Source organism: Streptomyces sp. NBC_00576 (genome assembly GCF_036345175.1).
GTDB lineage: Bacteria > Actinomycetota > Actinomycetes > Streptomycetales > Streptomycetaceae > Streptomyces.
On sequence record NZ_CP107780.1, the window covers coordinates 5,661,932 to 5,680,174 of the forward strand.

Here is an 18,243-nt window from a genome sequence, read left to right on the forward strand (position 1 = left end):
GGCCAGACAGGGTGACCATCGACCATCGGGCAGGATGGCCTCATGACAAATACGCCCGAGCGGTCGACCGGTTGTGCCTCCTCTGGTTCGGTGCTGTCGCTGTGGTCACAGGACTCCGTGTTGTCGATCGGCTCAGTGGGATCGGTCCTGTCCGTGGGATCCGTCGGCTCGGCCTTGTCGATCGGCTCGATCGGAAGCGCTCTGTCGGTCGGCTCGATCGGGTCCGCCCTGTCGCTGATCTCCACCGGCTCGTGGCTCAGCACAGGATCGTTGTTCTCCGCGCAGTCCCGGTGGTCGGTGCTGTCCTGGCGCTCCTCCCGCGGTTTCCTGGCCGCGGGAGCGGTGGGGGCGGCGGCCGGGGGTGCCTTGCTGGTGGCGCAGATGCTGAACAAGGGCGAGACCGGCGCCGAATAACCTTGATCAGGTTGAGTGCTGCCTGCCAGGCCCGCTTGGGCACCTTCTTGGCCAAGATGTCCGCACGGAACTTCCCCGCACCGGTGGTGACTTCGTGCGAGCAGGCCACCGCGAGGACGTAGCCGGTGCCGCGTTCCTCCAGTGCGGTTCGCAGCTTCGGGTTGCCGCCGTAGACCTCGTCGCCGGCAACCCATGCGGCCTGGTTGCCGGCGTCCAGGAACCGGGCGACCATACGAGTGGCCAGCTCCGGCTTGGTGGCGAAGGTGGTGTCCTCGGCAAGGCCCGCGGCGCGGCAGCGGTCGGGGTCGGAGGTCCAGGAGCGCGGAACGTAGAGTTCCCGGTCCACTGCGGCGTGGCCGCGCTGACCTGCGTAAACCAGGTAGACGGCGACTTGGGAGTTCTCGATCCGGCCGGCAGTACCGGTGTATTGGCGCTGGACGCCGACCGTGCCAGTGCCCTTCTTCACATCGCCGATCTCGTCGACGACCAGCACTGCCCGGTCGTCGTGCAGGTGCTCCACCACGTAGCCGCACACGTCGTCGCGGACCTGATCGGCATCCCACTTGGCCCTGCCCAACAAGTGCTGCATGCCGTCCGGAGTGGTCTCGCCGGCCCACTCGGCGATGGTCCAGCAGTTCTTGCGCGGCAGATCGGCCAACAGACCGAGCACCAACCGCGCCGCCCTGCGCCGGGGTTCGACCCGGGCGAAGCGCCCCGCGATCCGGCCCATCAGGCCCTCGAACGCGTCCCGCCAACGGGTGGGTTCTATGCTGTGACCTGCGGCCATCGTCTCTTCGTCAGTCCACACAACTCACGATGATCAACGGTGGCCGCACCCGTCTCCACAACGCGTCAGGGTCGCGCAGTTCCGCCTGCCGTCCTGAGTCAGGAGGACATGTGCAACGTGGCGAAGTCTGGTGGGTGGAGTTCGACGAGCGGCGGCTGGTCGTACTGCTGGCGGCAGACGACGCGTCCAGGATCCGGGCGATGCAGGTCGTCACTCCTGCGGGCGTCGACATCAGCGGTCTGGGCGTCGAAGTGCAAGTAGGTGCCATGGAAGGACTGCCCTTTGAAGGCGTGCTGCGGTTCGCGTTCCCGCGCCCGGGCTTTACCCCCTGCACGTGGCTGACCACCGTGTCCCAGGACGACCTGATCGAGCGGGCGGGCGTCCTGTCCTCCGCGAAGCTCAGCGAGATTGAGGACGCCCTCCGTCTCGGCGAACAGGCGAAGGAACGGACCCCGGCGACAACCGCGAAGCTCAGCGAGATAAGGGACGCCCTCCGTCTCGGTGAACTCGGGTAGGCGGAGAGGCGCCACTCACCATCGAGATCACGATCTACGGCTGGAGTATGGCCGAAATCAACCCAGACTTCTGCCTTCTCTTTGACGGCGAGGGAGTGGCTGTGGCCGGCCTGGTCGCACCGGCCTTCAGTTAACCCTTTGCCGAGGAACCGATGGGCCAGCTAGGTTCGCCCAGCCGTCCATGTCGTTCCGGACCGGCACTGTCGACGAGGAGGTGTGGAGCACATGCGCAGGAGCGCCCAGCAGTTGAGCCCGCGTACTGCCCTTTGCCACCTCCTCACGACGGAGACACCTTGTCGCTCCGCATCACCCCACTGACCGACCCCGCTCACGGGGCGCACAGCCGACGCCTTGCATGGCTGGCGTCCGACGCCGATTCCATCCCCGTCGGGACGGCCTTTCTGCGTCTGTTCGATGGCGGACAAGAGCACCTGGCCGAACTGACCCTCCAAGTCCACCCCGTGGAGCGGCGCAAGCGCGTCGGCGCCCGGCTTCTCGACGCTGCCGTGGACGCCGCCCGGGACAACGCCCGGCGCTGCGTTGTCGCGCAGGCCGAGGCCGGATCGCCCGGCGATCACTTCCTGCCGGCCCGCGGCTTCCGCAAGGTGCTCACCCTGAGGTTCGCCCGCCTGCCACTGACCGGCGTGGACGCCACCGCCCTCGCCGAGGTCATCGGGCGTCCGCATCCCGGCTACCGGCTGGCGTCATGGCAGGGAACCGTCCCTGACGACCTCGCCCAGACGTTTGCCGCCTCACGCCGGGCCATGGACGACATGCCCATGGACGACACCGACTACGGCATTGTGGTCTGGGACGTGGACCGGGTCCGGGCCGCGGCGAAGGCCGTTGAAGATCGCGGCGACCAGCTGCACACGGTCGTTGCCATCGACACCTCCAACGACTCGATCGCCGGGTTCACAGAACTCGTCGTCCCCGGCAACGGCACGGGAGATGGCCAGCACTACGGCACCGGCGTGCTGCCCGAACACCGCGGACACGGCCTCGGCCGATGGATGAAGGCCGAGTCGATCCGACAAGCCCACGGGCGCTATCCAGACCTCGGCGGCCTCCTGACCGACACCGCCGACAGCAACACGCACATGAGACACATCAGCGACAGCCTCGGCTACGTGCCCACACACACGACACTCCAGTACCAGCTCGACCTGTAGGGGCGAGAGCACGGGCCGGACCTGGGCATCACTTGGTCCGGCCCGTCGGCACTTTCACAACAGGCCTTAGCTTGATCTTTAACGTCCGACGTCGAATGGTTCGTCGAACTTGATCACCCGGTTCGGTAACTGCCATACACGGAGGCGGCCTTCGGCTGAACATGTGCTCCGACCAAGGAACACACACATTCAGCACGAAGGCCGTGAGGATGAGTCTGCTGCAGCACGACGCCCGGCGAGAGCCGTTGGCGCAACTGTCATGCTTCCGGGGCGAGTTCTACGCCTGCCTGACCGCTCGTTCGGACGCGTTGTTCGAGCTGGCCGATGCTGTTCTGTGCGGCGACGGGCCGGTGAGGTCGCTGGCCGAGCTGTCACTGGTGGGTGAGCACCGCCGAGGCCATGGAGGGCTCTATGCCGCGGTGGCCCGTGGAAGCATCGATGCCGGCCGACTGCGGCGGGCACTGGCCGAAGTACCGCTGCCGCGGGCTGCCGACGGGCGGCTGGTCCTAGCCATCGACGTCACCTGCTGGCTGCGGCCCGACGCCCACACCTCACCGCAGCGGATCCTGTGCCACACGTACGGCAGAGGCAAGGATCAGCACATCCCCGTCCCCGGCTGGCCCTACTCGATCATCTGCGCACTCGAACCCGGCCGCAGCTCATGGACCGCACCCCTGGACGCACTGCGTCTGACGCCTGGGGACGACACCGCCACCGTCACCGCCCGGCAACTGCGCGATCTGCTTCAGCGACTGATCGCAGCGGGGCAGTGGCAGGCGGGTGACCCCGACATCCTCATCGTCGCGGACGCCGGATACGACGCACCCCGCCTCGGCTTTCTCCTCAAAGACCTGCCGGTCCAGGTGCTGGCCAGGATGCGATCCGACCGCGTCCTGCGCAGAGCTGTCCCGCCCCGACTGCCGCACACCCAGGGCCGCCCGCCCCGGCACGGCGGCGAGTTCGTCTTCGGGCAGTCCGACACCTGGGGCACTCCGGACACCGAAACGGTCACCGACACACGCCTCTACGGAACCGCCAGGGCCCGGTCCTGGAACCGGCTGCACCCCAAGCTGACCCACCGCTCCTCCTGGGCAGCCACCGACGGCACCCTCCCGATCGTCGAGGGGACGGTGATCCGCCTGGACATCGACCACCTGCCCAGCGGAGCAACACCGAAGCCGGTCTGGTTGTGGTGGTCAGACACCGATGCCACCCCGGCGGACGCCGACCGTCTCTGGCAGGCATACCTGCGACGCTTCGACATCGAGCACACCTTCCGCTTGTTCAAGCAGACCCTGGGCTGGACCTCCCCGAAGATCCGCACCCCCGAGGCAGCCGACCGATGGACCTGGCTGATCCTCGCTGCCTACACCCAACTTCGGCTCGCCCGCCCACTCGCAGCCGACCGGCGTCGCCCTTGGGAGAAACCCAGTTCCCCGGACAGGCTCACCCCCGCCCGAGTCCGCCGCGACTTCCGGCACATCCGCCCACAAGCGGTCTGCCCAGCCCAAGCACCGAAACCTTCTCGTCCGGGCCCCGGACGGCCGCCGGGCCAAAAGAACACCCGGCCCACTCCCCGCCACGACGTGCACACACCCCACAGGACACAACCTGCGAAACAGCGGACGAAGAAGTCAACTACCCCACGACCACGCCGCACTGGTTAAAGATCAAGTTAGGACGTCGAGGATGAGCAGGACCGCCGCCTCGGACATGGCCATGAGGGCCAGTGTCCACACCCATGACTCCAGGCGTTTCCTGCGGACTCGGTGGGACATCACGAGTCGCCACCTCCCTGACGTTCAGGGCATCCGACGTAGGGCAGGCTCCGCACGGTGCTGGGGCAGGGCTCGTTCGTTGCGGACGTACCCCGGGCCGAGGAGTAGGGCGCGGCGGCACGCCTCACGGTTCGTGCCGCCGCGAAAACTGGAGTGGTCCGAGGCGAAGACGTGGCGGATCGAGACCGTCCAGACCTCCTTGCGGAGTCTGGACGCCGAGGCCATGTGCAAGGTCTACGGAGCGCCCGACGATCTGCGCAACGCCCTCATGGGACTCGCCAAGGAGACCAAGGCGCGCGGCTGGTGGCACGCGTACGGCGATGTGAACCCCGACGAGTGCGGTGCTCAGCCTGCCTGCTCGACACGACCACACCCGGTGGACGCCTGGTCTTCCACGTGTTCGCCGGCCTCGCTGAGTTCATCCGCGTACTCATCGTGCAGGGCACCAACGAGGGCCTGGACGCTGCCCGCGCCCGCGGCGCCCGACTCGGCCGCCCGTCGGCCATGACCGACGAACAGGTACGTCACGCCCGCGACCTGCTCGCCTGTCCGGAGAACACCGTCACCTCGATCGCCAAGCTTCTCGGAGTCTCCCGCAACACCATCTGCAACTACGTGCCCGAACTCAAGGGTGGTCGCCTCGCACTCACTGAGGCGACGAGCACGCCGGAACTGCCCCAACCCACCAGGTCAGAGGACTGATCACCGCCGTTTGTGGATGGTGGCAGCGAAAAAAGTGATTGAGACGGCAACCTTTTCGCTCTGACTGGCCACTCAGGGGTGTACCGACGAGGGCGAGCCGTGGTCAGCGGCGCTACGCCCTCTGTGTCAGCACCCCCCGATCGGAGCCCCACGTGTCACCAGACAACCCGAGATCCGCCGAACAGCAGATGCCTCGGGAGCGCACGCCCCGCCGTAGCCGGATGCGCCGGCGCTTTGTCGCGGGGGCGGTGGCGGTGCTCGCCGCCTCGGCCGGTGTCGGCGCCCTGGCGCCCAGCGCGGACGCCGCGGAGACCGTCGGCATCAAGGTGGACGCCGGTACCTCCCTGGGCACGGTGCCCAGCAGCGGTGTCGGCCTCAACTTGGGCTTCGGCGACGAGCACATGGGGGACGCCAATGTGACCTCGCTGATGAAGGCCGCGGGAGTTCGGCAGCTGCGCTATCCCGGCGGCTCCGGCGCGGACGAATACCACTGGAAGACCCACACCTCCGGCGACGGCAAGGGCTGGATCCCCTCCAACACCAACTTCGACAGCTTCATGACCATCGCGAAGAAGGTCGGCGCCCAGCCCATCCTGACCGCGAACTACGGTTCCGGCACCGTCCAGGAGGCCGCCGACTGGGTCAAGTACTCCAACGTCGACAAGGGTTACGGCGTTAAGTACTGGGAGATCGGCAACGAGGTCTACGGCAACGGGCACTACGGCAACGGCAAGGGCTGGGAAAGAGACGATCACGCCGACAAGAGCCCGAGGGAGTACGGGAAGAACCTGGTCGCCTACTCGAAGGCGATGAAGGCCGTGGACCCGACGGTGAAGATCGGAGCGGTGCTCACCACCCCCGGCGGCTGGCCGGACAAGGAGAAGGCTCCCGGTGACACCGCCGACTGGAACAACACGGTGCTCTCCATCGCGGGAAGCTCGATCGACTTCGTCATCGTCCACTGGTATCCGGGCGGCAAAACCACGGACGACCTGCTGAACACCCCCTCCAAGATCGCCGCTACCACGTCCGAGCTGCGCTCGCTGGTCGCCAAGTACACGGGCTCGCGCGCCGCTTCGGTGGAGATCGCGGTCACCGAGACCGACGGCGTCGGCTCGCCCGCCTTGACCAGCCAGGCCGCGGCCCTGTTCGCGCCGGACACCTACATGACCTGGTTCGAGCAGGGTGCCACCCACGTGGACTGGTGGAACCTGCACAACGGCACGGACCAAGCACCCACCACCGTCCACGGCCAGACCGACTACCAGGACGGGGGCATTCTCTCCGCCGGCACCTGCGCCGGGGGAAAGTGCCAACCGGCGCGCGACACAACCTTCCCCACCTACTGGGGCATCCGCTCGCTGACCGCACTGGCGCAGCCTGGCGACACCATCGTCAAGTCGTCCTCGGGCAACTCGTCGGTCACTGTGCACGCGGTGCGGAGCGGCAACGGCGGTCTGAACGTCATGCTGACCAACAAGAGCCCGGAGAACGCGGCGGAGGTGTCGCTCTCGTACGCCGGATTCACCCCGGCCGCAGGGGCGGTCACGACCGTTTCGTACGGCAAGGGAGACACCGCCCTGACGACGGCGAAGCGGGGCACGGCGGTCGCACAGACGCTGCCGCCGTACTCGATCACGACTCTTCAGCTGAAGCCCGCGTCGGGGACTGCTGCCGCTGACAAGCCGTCACCCCTCCCCACGCAGACCGCCGCCACGCCGGCCGCCCCCGCGCCGGTTGTCTCGGCCCTCGGCACGACCGGCACCCGGGCGCAGGCGGAGGCGAAGATCAGCGCCGCACCCGTCGGCCAGCCGACCCCTAACGGCGCGTCCGGCCCCCTGGCTTCCACCGGGGCGAGCAGCGCTGTCACGTACAGCGCCTACGGTGGCCTGGTGGTCATCGCTGCCGGCGGCATGCTGGTGCTTCGCGGACGTCGCCGCAGGGCTTTGCACGGGAAGTGAGACCGCGTGAGTGACTGACGGCCCGGCAGCAACGCCACCCACCCGTGGCGTGCGCGCCGGGCCGTCGGCCGCCGCGCCGGAACCAGACCGCGCTCGGGGACCTTCTCGGCTACGACAAGACCTACATTTCCGCCCTGGAGCTGGGGAAGCGCGCCCTCGATGACATCGGCTCGCGCCGCCGCGTCTGCGAGGCTCTTCGGTTGCCGCCCCACGTCCTCGGCGTCACCGACCCCACCGACGTGACCCAGCACACGGGATCTGGCCGTGTGCAGGTGCCGAGGTTATGGTGTGGCGCCGTACCCGGCGGATCGGTCCCCTGGGGGAGGGGGAGGTGGGAATGAGGCTCATGGATGCGGACCACGCGGAGCTGGTCGTCGCGGCGCAGGCCGGGGACGACCGAGCGCGCGAGGAGCTGATCGGCGCGTACCTGCCGTTGCTCTACAACGTCGTCGGGCGAGCGCTGAGCGGACATGCCGACGTCGACGACGTCGTCCAGGAGACCCTGCTGCGCGTGGTGCGCGACCTGCCTGCCCTGCGTGCCCCGGACAGCTTCCGGTCCTGGCTGGTGTCGATCACGCTCCGCCAGATCAGTAACCACCGGCAGCGGCAACGCGCCTTCGTCGGCCGGACCACGGTCATCGACGAGGCACACCATGTACCGGACGCCGGCGCCGTACCCGAGGACCTGACGATCCTGCGTCTGCATGTGTCGGACGAGCGCCGTCAGGTCGTCGAAGCGGGCCGGTGGCTCGACCCGGACCACCAGGTGCTGCTGTCGCTGTGGTGGCAGGAATGCGCCGGATCGGTGAGCCGTGACGACATCGCCGCCGCGACGGGGCTCACGGTCGCCCACGCCGGAGTGAGCCTGCAGCGCATGCGTGAGCAGCTGGAACTGAGCCGGACGATCGTCGCCGCGCTGGCGGCCGACCCGCGCTGTCCGGGGTTGGCCGAGACCGTCGTCGGCTGGGACGGTCTTCGTACGTCGGTGTGGCGCAAGCGGATCGCGCGGCACACCCGGGGCTGCCCGGTCTGCACGGCGACGACGACGCAACGGGTGTCGGCCGACCTGTTGCTGCTCAGCCTCGCGCCGCTGGCCGTCCCGGCCGCTCTCGTCGCCGCGCTGGCCGCCAAGGGTCTGGTGTCGGGTACGGCCATGAGCGCCGCCGGGCTGGCCACGGCACACGTCGGTGTCGGCGTCGGCGTCGGCACAGCGGCGGCGGCTTCGGGGGCGGGAGCGGGGGCCGGAGCAGGGGCTGGGGCTGGGGCTGGCGGTCTGCACGGCTCGCTGATCGGGAAACTCTCCGCGATGGGCGCTCATCCGCTGGTCGGCCTCACCACCGGTGCGGTGCTCATCGCCGGGACCGCCACCTACGCGGCCTGGCCCGAACCGGCGCATCGGGTGCCCGGCGTCACCGCCGCTCCCACGGCCGACCGAAACACCACGCCGATCCCGTCGCGAAACAGCACGCCGGCCGCACCGGCCCCGGTGAGTCCGTCCGCCGTCGCGGACCTTGTTCCGCTGGGCGCGCGGTCACTGGAGTCCGTGGACGAGCCCGCCCTGTACCTCACGTACGCCGGCGACTTCGCGGCGCTCGGCCGGGTCTTCGCGTCCAGCAGCGCGCAGAGCCGGCAGCGGGCCACCTTCACGGTCGTCCGGGGGCTGGCCGACACCCGGTGTGTCACCTTCCGCGCCGCCGACGGCCGCTATCTGCGCCATCGTGACCTGCGGCTACGGCTGAGCAGCAACGACGGCAGCGAACTGTTCCGTGAAGACGCCACCTTCTGCCCGCGCCCCGGGTCGGTCGCCGGGTCGGTGACCCTGCACGCGCACAACTATCCCGGCTCGGTCCTGCGCCACCGCGACGGCGGCATCCGGCTCGACGGCTCCGACGGCACTCGGGCCTTCGCCGGCCAGGCTTCCTTCATCATGCGCGGGGCCTGGGCCTGAGAACCGCTCCTTGAGAACCGCTCCTTGAGAACCGCTCCTTGAGAACCGCTCCTTGAGAACCGCTCCCAACCCGGCGGTGCGCACCCTTTCAGCAGGGACGGCCGGACGGCGGGGCTCGGCATAACGCTTTTTGCCTGCGAGATGCATCACTGAGCAATCGTCCGGACGGCGCGACTTTTCCGTTACGAGACCGCGGGTACGGAGGCCTCCTCTTCGTGGGGTGCACTTCCCGCCGCTCACCATGACGTGCCGGCGCGGCAGGCTCCCCGACTTCCTCCGTTGACGTATCCCCTGAAGAAAGCCCCTCCCATGACGCGACACACCCACGGACGCACCCGAGGAGAATCATGAAGGGCCTGCACCGGCTCGGCCGGCGTCCCCGGACACTGGCGATAGGAGTGTCGGCCGCGGCGGTACTGGCCGGTGTCGTGACGCTCCTTCCCAGCTCCGCCGGAGCCGCGACCCTGGGTACCGAGGCGGCCCCCTCGGGCAGGTACTTCGGCACCGCTGTGGCCGCCGGAAGGCTCGGCGACTCGACGTACGCCGCGATCTCGGACCGGGAATTCAACATGATCACCCCGGAGAACGAGATGAAGTGGGACGCCATCGAGCCGTCCCGCGGCAATTTCAACTTCGGCCCCGCCGACCAGATCGTCAACCATGCCCTGGCACACGGCCAGCGCATGCGCGGCCACACCACGGTCTGGCACTCGCAGCTCCCGACCTGGGTCAGCTCCATCACCGACGCGGCCACGCTGCGCAGCGTGATGAAGAACCACATCACCACCGAGATGACCCACTTCAAGGGCAAGATCTACGCCTGGGACGTGGTCAACGAGGCGTTCGCCGACGGCGGCAGTGGCCAGCACCGCAGCTCGGTGTTCCAGAACATCCTGGGCAACGGCTTCATCGAGGAGGCGTTCCGCACCGCCCGGGCCGCCGACTCCTCGGCCAAGCTCTGCTACAACGACTACAACATCGAGAACTGGACCGACGCCAAGACCCAGGGCGTCTACGCGATGGTCAAGGACTTCAAGTCCCGCGGCGTGCCCATCGACTGTGTCGGCTTCCAGAGCCACTTCGGCACCGGCGGCCAGCCGTCCAACTTCCGGACCACCCTGGCCAACTTCGCCGCTCTGGGCGTTGACGTCCAGATCACCGAGCTGGACATCGCCCAGGCGTCGGCCACCAACTACGCCAACACGGTCAACGCCTGCCTGTCCGTGGCCCGGTGCACCGGCATCACGGTATGGGGCATCCGTGACAAGGACTCCTGGCGCAGCAGCGAGAACCCCCTGCTGTTCGACAGCAACGGCAACCCCAAGCCCGCCTACTCCGCCGTCATGAACGCCCTCAAGGCCACCCCCAGTACCGCGACCAGCGCGACCCCGACCGAGGGCACGGCCACGACCACGGGCGGGACGACCGCCGGGACCGGGACCGGGACCGGTATCGGAGCGATCAAGGGCGTCCCCTCCGGTCGCTGCATCGACATCAACAACTTCGCCACCGTCAACGGCACCCAGGCGCAGCTGTGGGACTGCAACGGACAGACCAACCAGCGCTGGACGTACACCGCCGGCAAGCAGCTGATGATCTACGGCAACAAGTGCCTGGACGCGAAGGGCACCAGCAACAGCACCGCGGTGGTCATCTGGGACTGCAACGGCGGCGCCGGCCAGCAGTGGAACATCAAGACCGACGGTACGATCGCCGGCGTCCAGTCCGGACTGTGCCTCGACGCCGTCGGCGCGGGCACCGCCAACAGCACCAAGATCCAGCTGTACTCCTGCTGGTCCGGCAGCAACCAGAAGTGGACCGGCGTGACCGGGACGGCGACCCCGTCCCCGACCCCGTCCTCGACCCCGACCCCGTCCTCGACAACGCCCGCGTCGACGGGCAGCACGTGTGCCCTGCCGTCGACGTACCGGTGGTCGTCGTCGGGTCCGTTGGCGCAGCCGGCGAACGGGCAGGTCGCGCTGAAGGACTTCACCACCGTGACGTACAACGGCAAGCACCTGGTCTACGGGACCACCTCCAACGGAACGTCGTGGGGCTCGATGGGGTTCAGTGCCTTCACGAACTGGTCGGACATGGCGACGGCCGGCCAGACCCAGATGAACGAGTCCGCGGTGGCGCCCCAAGTGTTCTACTTCGCGCCCAAGAACGTCTGGGTGCTGGTGTCCCAGTGGAGTCAGTGGCCGCTCTACTACCGCACGTCCAGCGACCCCACCAACCCCAACGGCTGGTCCGCCAAGCAGCCGCTGTTCACCGGCAGCCTCCCCGACGGCCCCGGGCCGAACCAGAAGAATGCCCCGATCGACCCGACCATGATCGCCGACGACCAGAACATGTACCTGTTCTTCGCCGCTGACAACGGCAAGATCTACCGGGCGAGCATGCCGCTCGGGAACTTCCCGGGCAACTTCGGCTCCTCGTACACGACGGTCATGAGCGACACAAGGGACCTTCTGTTCGAGGCGCCGCAGGTCTACAAGGTCCAGGGCCAGAACCAGTACCTCATGATCGTTGAGGCAATGGGTGCGAGCGGGCGCTACTTCCGCTCGTTCACGGCCTCCAGCCTGAACGGTCCGTGGACCGTCCAGGCCGGCAGCGAGAGCAGCCCCTTCGCGGGCCAGGCCAACAGCGGTTCCACCTGGGCCAAGGGCGTCAGCCACGGTGACCTGGTCCGCAACAACCCCGACCAGACCATGACCATCGATCCCTGCAACCTGCAGTTCCTCTACCAGGGCTTCTCCACCAACACACCGGAGGGCACCGACTACCTGAAACTGCCGTACCGGCCGGGTCTGCTCACCCTGCAGCGCTGACCCGCCTGATCCACGGTGATCGCGATCACCGCCTCAAGGAACCCCAGCCGTGCGTCGGCTGGGGTTCCTCGCTTTCGTGGACGGTCATCGTCTGTCGGGGAAGTTCACGCCTGCGCTCCCGTCGCTGGGGGCGGGTGGTGGCAGGTGCAGGTGCATACGAGGTAGTGGACTCCGGGTACGCCGGTGTCGCGGGGTTCGAAGTCCTGGCACTGGGGGTGCCGGCTCAGGACGCAGCGGGGGGAGCGGAAGGGGGGTTCCGGCGTCCAGGCCGGTTCGTGTGCGTGGGTCATCGCCGGCCCCTCTGGCCGTCGAGGTCCGCGCCGCCGACCAGCGGAATCACGTACCAGCGTGCGCCCTTGGCATCCATGTGGTCTCCCTCGTGGCCCTTGGGCAGGATGCAGGCGCCGCTCTCGCTGAAGATCGGCGCCCCGTAGAACAGCGAGGCGCGGACAGTCCCGCACGTGACGGTCGGGTTGGTGGTCATCCGGCGCCTCCGTCGTACACACGGCGGTAGCCGTCCCAGAGCCCTTGCCCGTTCGCGCACCCGTCCTGTGCCTTGTTCACGCGCTTGCAGTCGTCGCACTTGCGGGCGTGCTCGAACCAGAGCCGGTAGGCGCGCAGCATGGGCAACTCGGCCTGCTTTACGGCAGCCTGGACCCTCGTGCCCCTAGCGCCGGTCATCGAGCCCTCACCGCGTTCAGTTCGGCGTGGATGTCCCGGGTGTCGGCGTCGATGCCGAAGTCCACGGCCAGCACTGTGATCGCTCGGCGGCGCAACCGCACCGCCCGTTCACGCGCTGCGCAGTTGGGACGTACGTGAACCGTGGCCGTACGGGTTGTCGTGACGGCGTCCGTCTCTGGCGGCGAGTCCGCGAGCGCGGCGGGCAAGTAGGGCCGTGAGAGTCGAGATGCGGAACCGTCCAGCGGGCCCTGGTCGGTGCTGTACGGCGACCGGCGCACAGCAGGTGCCCGTACTGTCCGATCGGCAAGTTCTCGTGAGTTTTTCCTGGTCAGGGCAGTGTGCGTCGTCGACGCAGTCTTCCGGCGGGTGCCGGTCGGTGGGATCAGGCGGGTGAGGCTCCAGAGAACCAGGGTCACCACAAGCCAGTGCAGCGCAGCAGCGCTACGCTCGGCCATGTTCATCAACTCCTAACAGTTGGTGGGCCACGCCCCCGGACGTTCGCCGCGTCGCGGGGGTCTGCCATAAAGAGAGAATACGCGTATTCGCGCATTCGCGGTCGCTCGGTTTCGCGAAGACGCATACGTTCGAGGCATGGATCTCGACCGGGGCAAGCCTGTATGGACCCAGATCGGCGATGAGCTGCGGCGCAGGATCGATGCGGGTACCTACGTTCCCGGTGCGCGCTTCCCTGCCGTGGTGGACCTCGCCGCGGAGTTCGACGTCGCGGCGTCAACGATTCAGAAGGCCGTGGCCGCACTCCGGGCGGAGGGCAGGCTCCGTACGGTGCTGGGGCAGGGCTCGTTCGTTGCGGACGTACCCCGGGCCGAGGAGTAGGGCGCGGCGGCACGCCTCACGGTTCGTGCCGCCGCGAAAACTGGAGTGGTCCGAGGCGAAGATGTGGCGGATCGAGACCGGCCAGACGTCCTTGCGGAGTCTGGACGTCGAGGCCATGTGCAAGGTCTACGGAGCGCCCGACGATCTGCGCGACGCACTCATGGGACTCGCCAAGGAGACCAAGGCGCGCGGCTGGTGGCACGCGTACGGCGATGTGAACCCCGACGGATTCGATCTCTTCATCGGTCTGGAAGAGGCCGCTTGCGACGTCGACTGGTACGGGAGCGAGCTGATCCCCGGCCTGCTCCCATCCGGACCGGCTCGTCGCTCCCCGTCCGCTCGCCGGTCCGGGCCTCGGCCGACAGCGTCGGTCGAGGCGGCGCCGGCATCGTCACGTCCGATGGATAGATCTGCCCGTACCACCGCCGCAGCGCCCTGGTCCCCTTCTCGTGCGGAAGCAGCACCGGGTGCGGCTGGCAGAACAGTCAGACGCTGAGGACAGGTTCAGCCGGGGGCTTGTGAAGTACCCAGAGATCGCTCGAAGTCGGCAAGAGCCCGGAAGTCGTCCTCGCGCAGGCCGATCCGTGGGTTGACGTGGTGCAGAAGTCCACGTGCGCGATGGTGGGCGGTCACGTACGCCTGGTCCATGTCCCCCTGTTCGTCGTCCACCCAGGCGAAGCAACGGCCGTTGGCGTATTCCACCAGAGGGGCAGTCTTCCAGTGAACTCCGTCGGGCCGCTCTTTGAACAAGACGTCGCCGAAGTCGACGAACGGTAGTTGAGGAAGGCCGAGCACCGGGCCGATCCACCGGTTGGCCTCCCCCATCCATGTGGTCGCCCAGCACAGCTCGTAGCCGAGCCGGAGCAGGGCTCGCCCGTGCTCCGGGTTGAGCCAGACCCGCAGAGGTCCCCGACGGAGCGAGAGTCCTCGATGGTCCTCCGGAGTCCCGCTGTCTCGGGGCACTCTGAGCGTGGTGTAGCCGTCGGGACGCTTCTCAGGCTTGGCCGCATAAGGGTTGAGGGGCCCGTCCACGTCGAGGAACAGGAGTGGTCGGCTCACGATTTCCCTCTTCCATGCTTAACACCGGCAACATAGCGAACCGTTCCGGTCACAGCACCACCTCCGCCGTGGATCTGTCTGGGCTACTTGACCAGCCGGAAGGCGGGGTCCCCAACCCAGGCCCGCAGGAACTCCGCTGTTCCCAGCGCCGTCCAGTCGTCGTCCGTGATCCCCACCACCCCCGGAAGGCCGGCGACGACCGACGCCTGTCCGTCCAGCAGTTCGGCGCTGGCCACGCCCCCGATGACGTCCATGACAGCGGCGGTCAGCAGGGCCGTGGCCACGTGGTCGATCTCGCGATTGCAGCAGGCGCTGACATTGACAGCATGGGTCGGCCTGAAGCCGAGGATGGCCTCCACCTCGGGCTCGTCCGCGTGCTCAGCCTCGAAGGTGCTCTCATCGCCCACACCCGGCCCCATCAAGTAGACCAGGAAGGGCCGGCGCCAGTCCTCGCGCTGCGGATTGAATCCCACCAGGGCCGTGAGCTCCTCGTCCGCGGAGGTGTTGCCGAGGAGCGGAAGCGGGAACGGCTTTCGCCAGTCCTCCTCTCGCCGGTCCTCGACACCCAGTCGCTCTGCGGGCACGTTGACGTCGAAGAACCCGGGCCGCTTCTCGGCGAAGGGGGAGGAGAGCCCCACCATCAACGCGCGGAACTCCCGCAGCGCAGACGGGGAGAGCGGCTCCGCCAACTCGATCACCAATGTCGGACCAGACATGCTGAGAGCCTAGTTTGATCTGCTCCGCCGCCGCTCGAATTTGTTCCCACACCGAATCCAGCCGGTCCGAGCACCGCCGCCGCCAACCCGGCGGAGCCGGGCAGGGCGGGCTGACCACCACGTCCTGGCGGAGCAGGGCGCGGCGCGGGTCCGGAATGAGGACGCCGCTTGAGTGGTCGCGTCCAACTGGTTGCTCGACACCCGGCTATGGCCTGGCACCGTCACTGAGTACCTCGATCAGCGCCTGGGCCATGACCGATACCTTGCTGTCCCGATCCCCGCCACTCTTCCGCTCGTACTCGGCCATGGGGATCGGTCGCACGATGACCGCACCCGCCTCCAGGAGGTTTCCCGTCCCCATGACCGATGCCACCGCGCGCGCCCGCGTCCGCGAACTCAACCTCTACCGCCAGTATTTCGATCTCGTTGCTGCGGGCACCAAGACCATTGAGGTACGGGTGAAATACCCGCACCTCGCCGACCTCGCCGCAGGCGACATCATCCGCTTCCGCATCAAGGGCACCGACGAGACCTGCGACGTGGAGGTCAAACGGGTCACCGAGTATGAGGGTTTCGAAGCCCTGCTCGACGGCGAGGGACCGGCCGACATCAACCCGACCGCCACCCGCGAACAGCAGCTCACCAACATCCGCGCCATTTACTCACTGGAGAAGGAGATGCTCGGAGCGCTGGCCATCCAGGTCGAACTCATCACGGCTGAGGCAGCTCCGGCATCCTGAACCCCGAGTGATGCGTACCTCGAGGCGCCGACGGAGCGCGCAGTGGGAACGCGTCCGATCGCCGTGGAGTGGAACCGACGGCCGCTCCAGGACGGTCAGTCACCGCGCGGTTTGCCAAATTCTTCGATCAGCACCGGATACTGCTCCCCACCGTGTCCCGAGGCGATCGAGCGGTCGGCCATCGCCTTGAGCAGCCTTGGCAGTTCGGCGTTGACGCCCGCCGCCTCGCTCTCCTCGATCAAGTGCGCCATCGCACGCGCGTCGGTCTCCAGGGCCGACACCTCCGCGGGGAATGAGCCGCTGTCGATCTGCTCGGCGCACGCAGGCAGCCATTCGGCCACACCGGCAGCGATCTGCTGCGCGAACGGCGCATACGTCGCTGCGTCGACACCGGCCGTCCTGAGCAGGGCGGTGCCCTGGAGCCAGGCGTTCAGGACGCTCCACATCATGGCCAGACCGGCCACGTCGTACAGGGAGGTCAGCCCATGGTCCGCGCCGAGGTGGGTGACGGTGCCGAGCGCGTCGAGCGTTGACTTGTGCGCCTCGAAGTCCGCCTGAGGCCCGCTGTGCAGAATCACCGCATCGGCGGTCCCGATCGCCGATGGGACGGCCATGATGGCGCCGTCCAGGTAGTGGGCGTCGTGCTGCTCGGCCCATTGGGCGGCTTCCCGGGCCTGGGCCGAGGTGCCCGAGGTCAGATTGACCAGCGTCGTGCCGCCCAGCTCGACATCGCTCGTGCCGAGCAGCTCGTACATGGCCTGGTAGTCGGTGACACAGACGATCGTCAGGGGACTTGACTTGAGCGCGTCGCCGACCGCCGGTGCCGGCAGTGCGCCCTCGGCCACCAACTGGTCCGCCTTGGAAGCCGTACGGTTCCACACGGTTGTGGGGTGTCCGGCCTTCAGTAACGCGCCGGCGAGTGCCTGGCCCATCCGTCCGAGTCCGATGACTGTCACGGGTGTCCCGCCCGTCCGTCCGCGGCGCTTGCCCGTGACTGGAGCACCAGGTCGGCCCGTTCCTGGAGTCGACCTGGTACGACTCGCCAGTGAGATCGGCTTGGGTCGGGATGGGTGGCGTCGAACCCGGCGGCAGGGGGGACGTCGACTGCTTCGGCCGCGTCCTCATCGATCACGGCGGGGGCTTGGCCGCTGGGTCGACCGATTGAGAAGCCGTATCTCGACCGAACGTGATTAGGGCCTGTCCGGCGGATCTTGATGGAGAGCTGCCAATAGGCGTAGGACCAGGGGGTTTGCATCGTTCTTGCGCCACGCGACGGCGACTCGTGTGCGCGCGGTACCGGGCTCGATCCCGCGGAAGGCGACGCCCTTGAGGCGGATGCGGCGGATGCTCTCCGGGGCCAGTGATACGCCCAGGCCGGTTTCCACCAGGGCGCAGACGGTCTGCCATTCCACGGCGTGCTGGGTCACTTGGGGGGTGAAGCCCGCAGCGATGCACAGGTTGGTGATCTGGTCGTACAGCGGCGGGCCGACGGCGCGGGGCAGGAGCACGAAGGGGCATCCTGCCAACTGCTCGACTCTGACGGTCCGTTGTGCCGTGAGTGGGTGTGAGGAGGGCAGAACGGCCACGAACGGTTCGGTCAACACGGTCTTGAATCCGAGGTCCGCGTCATGGGCGGGCGGTTCGCGCAACAGGCCGATGTCGATCGTCCTTTCGCGCAGAGCGGCCAGTTGCGGTGTGGTGGTCATCTCCTGGATGTCCAGGTCCACGGCGGGAAACCGTTCCCGGAAGGTACGCAGCAGGCCGGGGAGGACAGTGAGGGCGAGGGAGGCGGCGAAGCCGATCCGCACGCGGCCAGCTCTGCCGCTGCCGACTTCTCTGGCTGCGGTCAGGCCCTCTGCCAGGTCCGTGAGGGCATGCCGGGCAGCGGGCAGGAGTTCCCGGCCGGCCGGGGTGAGGCCGATATTCCCGGGTTCGCGGCTGAAGAGCGCGTACCCGACCTTGTCTTCCAGGCGGCGGATCTGCTGGCTCAGCGGCGGCTGGGCGATGCCCAAGCGGGTGGCGGCGCGGCCGAAGTGGAGTTCCTCGGCGAGCACGACGAAGGCGTGCAGCTGCGGGAGGGGAAGTTCAGGGCGCTTCATACGCAT

Annotated in this window: 18 protein-coding genes and 3 pseudogenes; 12 read left to right on the forward strand and 9 right to left on the reverse strand. The window is 68.1% G+C overall.

The features are described 5' to 3' along the window. Positions 1–42: 42 nt before the first annotated feature. Positions 43–414: a hypothetical protein gene (locus tag OG734_RS24445; RefSeq protein WP_330289627.1), complete on the forward strand. Its 372-nt coding sequence runs from the start codon at positions 43–45 to the stop codon at positions 412–414. Between the two features lie 22 nt (positions 415–436). Here the strand turns inward: OG734_RS24445 and OG734_RS24450 are convergent. Next, positions 437–1,201 (reverse strand): annotated as a pseudogene (locus OG734_RS24450) (IS701 family transposase); the annotation flags it as partial. A 110-nt stretch (positions 1,202–1,311) separates the two neighbouring features. Here OG734_RS24450 and OG734_RS24455 point away from each other — a divergent pair. From OG734_RS24455 to OG734_RS24490, 8 genes and pseudogenes are all read left to right on the forward strand, one after another. Continuing rightward, positions 1,312–1,716 carry a type II toxin-antitoxin system PemK/MazF family toxin gene (locus OG734_RS24455; RefSeq protein ID WP_266841859.1) on the forward strand — a complete coding sequence of 135 codons (405 nt, stop codon included), beginning with the start codon at positions 1,312–1,314 and terminating at the stop codon, positions 1,714–1,716. 293 nt (positions 1,717–2,009) lie between these two features. Further along, a complete protein-coding gene (locus tag OG734_RS24460; RefSeq protein WP_330289628.1) occupies positions 2,010–2,888 on the forward strand; it encodes a GNAT family N-acetyltransferase in 879 nt (292 codons plus the stop codon). Positions 2,889–3,097: 209 nt separating this feature from the next. Continuing rightward, positions 3,098–4,555: an NF041680 family putative transposase gene (locus OG734_RS24465; RefSeq protein WP_330286107.1), complete on the forward strand. Its 1,458-nt coding sequence runs from the start codon at positions 3,098–3,100 to the stop codon at positions 4,553–4,555. Between the two features lie 228 nt (positions 4,556–4,783). Further along, positions 4,784–4,998 (forward strand): annotated as a pseudogene (locus tag OG734_RS24470) (helix-turn-helix domain-containing protein); the annotation flags it as partial. A 4-nt stretch (positions 4,999–5,002) separates the two neighbouring features. Beyond that, positions 5,003–5,368, forward strand: a complete 366-nt coding sequence (locus tag OG734_RS24475; protein WP_330289629.1) for a recombinase family protein — start codon at positions 5,003–5,005, stop codon at positions 5,366–5,368. 221 nt (positions 5,369–5,589) lie between these two features. Then, positions 5,590–7,329 (forward strand): cellulose-binding protein, encoded by a 1,740-nt coding sequence (locus tag OG734_RS24480; protein ID WP_330289630.1) that lies wholly within the window; start codon positions 5,590–5,592, stop codon positions 7,327–7,329. 337 nt (positions 7,330–7,666) lie between these two features. Further along, entirely contained in the window at positions 7,667–9,277 is a 1,611-nt protein-coding gene (locus OG734_RS24485; RefSeq protein ID WP_330289631.1) for a sigma-70 family RNA polymerase sigma factor, read from the forward strand. A gap of 347 nt (positions 9,278–9,624) precedes the next feature. Next, positions 9,625–12,108, forward strand: coding sequence for a non-reducing end alpha-L-arabinofuranosidase family hydrolase (locus tag OG734_RS24490; RefSeq protein WP_330289632.1), 2,484 nt, complete (start codon positions 9,625–9,627; stop codon positions 12,106–12,108). A gap of 286 nt (positions 12,109–12,394) precedes the next feature. Here the strand turns inward: OG734_RS24490 and OG734_RS24495 are convergent, their stop codons facing one another. The 3 genes from OG734_RS24495 to OG734_RS24505 are packed head-to-tail and all read right to left on the reverse strand — an operon-like array spanning position 12,395 to position 13,067. After that, positions 12,395–12,592 carry a hypothetical protein gene (locus tag OG734_RS24495; RefSeq protein WP_330289633.1) on the reverse strand — a complete coding sequence of 66 codons (198 nt, stop codon included), beginning with the start codon at positions 12,590–12,592 and terminating at the stop codon, positions 12,395–12,397. Next, positions 12,589–12,789, reverse strand: a complete 201-nt coding sequence (locus OG734_RS24500) for a hypothetical protein (RefSeq protein ID WP_330289634.1) — start codon at positions 12,787–12,789, stop codon at positions 12,589–12,591. Before OG734_RS24500 ends, OG734_RS24495 begins: the two co-directional genes overlap by 4 nt. Then, entirely contained in the window at positions 12,786–13,067 is a 282-nt protein-coding gene (locus tag OG734_RS24505) for a hypothetical protein (protein WP_330289635.1), read from the reverse strand. Before OG734_RS24505 ends, OG734_RS24500 begins: the two co-directional genes overlap by 4 nt. Before the next feature lie 313 nt (positions 13,068–13,380). Here OG734_RS24505 and OG734_RS24510 point away from each other — a divergent pair, with 313 nt between their 5' ends. Further along, the gene (locus tag OG734_RS24510) at positions 13,381–13,623 is read left to right on the forward strand and encodes a GntR family transcriptional regulator (protein ID WP_330289636.1); all 243 of its coding nucleotides are present in this window, start codon (positions 13,381–13,383) and stop codon (positions 13,621–13,623) included. 9 nt (positions 13,624–13,632) lie between these two features. After that, positions 13,633–13,930: pseudogene (locus tag OG734_RS24515) on the forward strand (helix-turn-helix domain-containing protein); the annotation flags it as partial. Positions 13,931–14,127: 197 nt separating this feature from the next. Here OG734_RS24515 and OG734_RS24520 read toward each other — a convergent pair. The 3 genes from OG734_RS24520 to OG734_RS24530 form a co-directional block, all read right to left on the reverse strand. Beyond that, positions 14,128–14,682, reverse strand: coding sequence for a hypothetical protein (locus OG734_RS24520; RefSeq protein ID WP_330289637.1), 555 nt, complete (start codon positions 14,680–14,682; stop codon positions 14,128–14,130). A gap of 83 nt (positions 14,683–14,765) precedes the next feature. Then, positions 14,766–15,398: a DUF6368 family protein gene (locus OG734_RS24525; RefSeq protein ID WP_330289638.1), complete on the reverse strand. Its 633-nt coding sequence runs from the start codon at positions 15,396–15,398 to the stop codon at positions 14,766–14,768. Positions 15,399–15,603: 205 nt separating this feature from the next. Beyond that, entirely contained in the window at positions 15,604–15,759 is a 156-nt protein-coding gene (locus OG734_RS24530; RefSeq protein WP_330289639.1) for a hypothetical protein, read from the reverse strand. On the opposite strand from OG734_RS24530, the gene OG734_RS24535 reads away from it, so the two are divergent. Beyond that, positions 15,758–16,138, forward strand: a complete 381-nt coding sequence (locus OG734_RS24535; RefSeq protein WP_330289640.1) for an ASCH domain-containing protein — start codon at positions 15,758–15,760, stop codon at positions 16,136–16,138. The two genes, OG734_RS24530 and OG734_RS24535, sit on opposite strands and share 2 nt — an antisense overlap. 95 nt (positions 16,139–16,233) lie before the next feature. On the opposite strand, the gene OG734_RS24540 is transcribed toward OG734_RS24535, so the two are convergent. Both OG734_RS24540 and OG734_RS24545 read right to left on the reverse strand, forming a co-directional pair. Further along, positions 16,234–17,094, reverse strand: coding sequence for an NAD(P)-dependent oxidoreductase (locus OG734_RS24540; RefSeq protein ID WP_330289641.1), 861 nt, complete (start codon positions 17,092–17,094; stop codon positions 16,234–16,236). 234 nt (positions 17,095–17,328) lie between these two features. After that, positions 17,329–18,237 carry a LysR family transcriptional regulator gene (locus OG734_RS24545; RefSeq protein WP_330289642.1) on the reverse strand — a complete coding sequence of 303 codons (909 nt, stop codon included), beginning with the start codon at positions 18,235–18,237 and terminating at the stop codon, positions 17,329–17,331. Between the last annotated feature and the right edge of the window lie 6 nt (positions 18,238–18,243).

Bases quoted from the DNA above. Each gene is read 5' to 3' on its own strand.
- OG734_RS24445 (WP_330289627.1), top strand. From the start codon at position 43: ATGACAAATACGCCCGAGCGGTCGACCGGTTGTGCCTCCTCTGGTTCG.
- OG734_RS24465 (WP_330286107.1), top strand. From the start codon at position 3,098: ATGAGTCTGCTGCAGCACGACGCCCGGCGAGAGCCGTTGGCGCAACTG.
- OG734_RS24480 (WP_330289630.1), top strand. From the start codon at position 5,590: ATGCGCCGGCGCTTTGTCGCGGGGGCGGTGGCGGTGCTCGCCGCCTCG.
- OG734_RS24485 (WP_330289631.1), top strand. From the start codon at position 7,667: ATGAGGCTCATGGATGCGGACCACGCGGAGCTGGTCGTCGCGGCGCAG.
- OG734_RS24490 (WP_330289632.1), top strand. From the start codon at position 9,625: ATGAAGGGCCTGCACCGGCTCGGCCGGCGTCCCCGGACACTGGCGATA.
- OG734_RS24495 (WP_330289633.1), bottom strand. From the start codon at position 12,592: ATGACCACCAACCCGACCGTCACGTGCGGGACTGTCCGCGCCTCGCTG.
- OG734_RS24500 (WP_330289634.1), bottom strand. From the start codon at position 12,789: ATGACCGGCGCTAGGGGCACGAGGGTCCAGGCTGCCGTAAAGCAGGCC.
- OG734_RS24510 (WP_330289636.1), top strand. From the start codon at position 13,381: ATGGATCTCGACCGGGGCAAGCCTGTATGGACCCAGATCGGCGATGAG.
- OG734_RS24525 (WP_330289638.1), bottom strand. From the start codon at position 15,398: ATGTCTGGTCCGACATTGGTGATCGAGTTGGCGGAGCCGCTCTCCCCG.
- OG734_RS24535 (WP_330289640.1), top strand. From the start codon at position 15,758: ATGACCGATGCCACCGCGCGCGCCCGCGTCCGCGAACTCAACCTCTAC.
- OG734_RS24530 (WP_330289639.1), bottom strand. From the start codon at position 15,759: ATGGGGACGGGAAACCTCCTGGAGGCGGGTGCGGTCATCGTGCGACCG.
- OG734_RS24545 (WP_330289642.1), bottom strand. From the start codon at position 18,237: ATGAAGCGCCCTGAACTTCCCCTCCCGCAGCTGCACGCCTTCGTCGTG.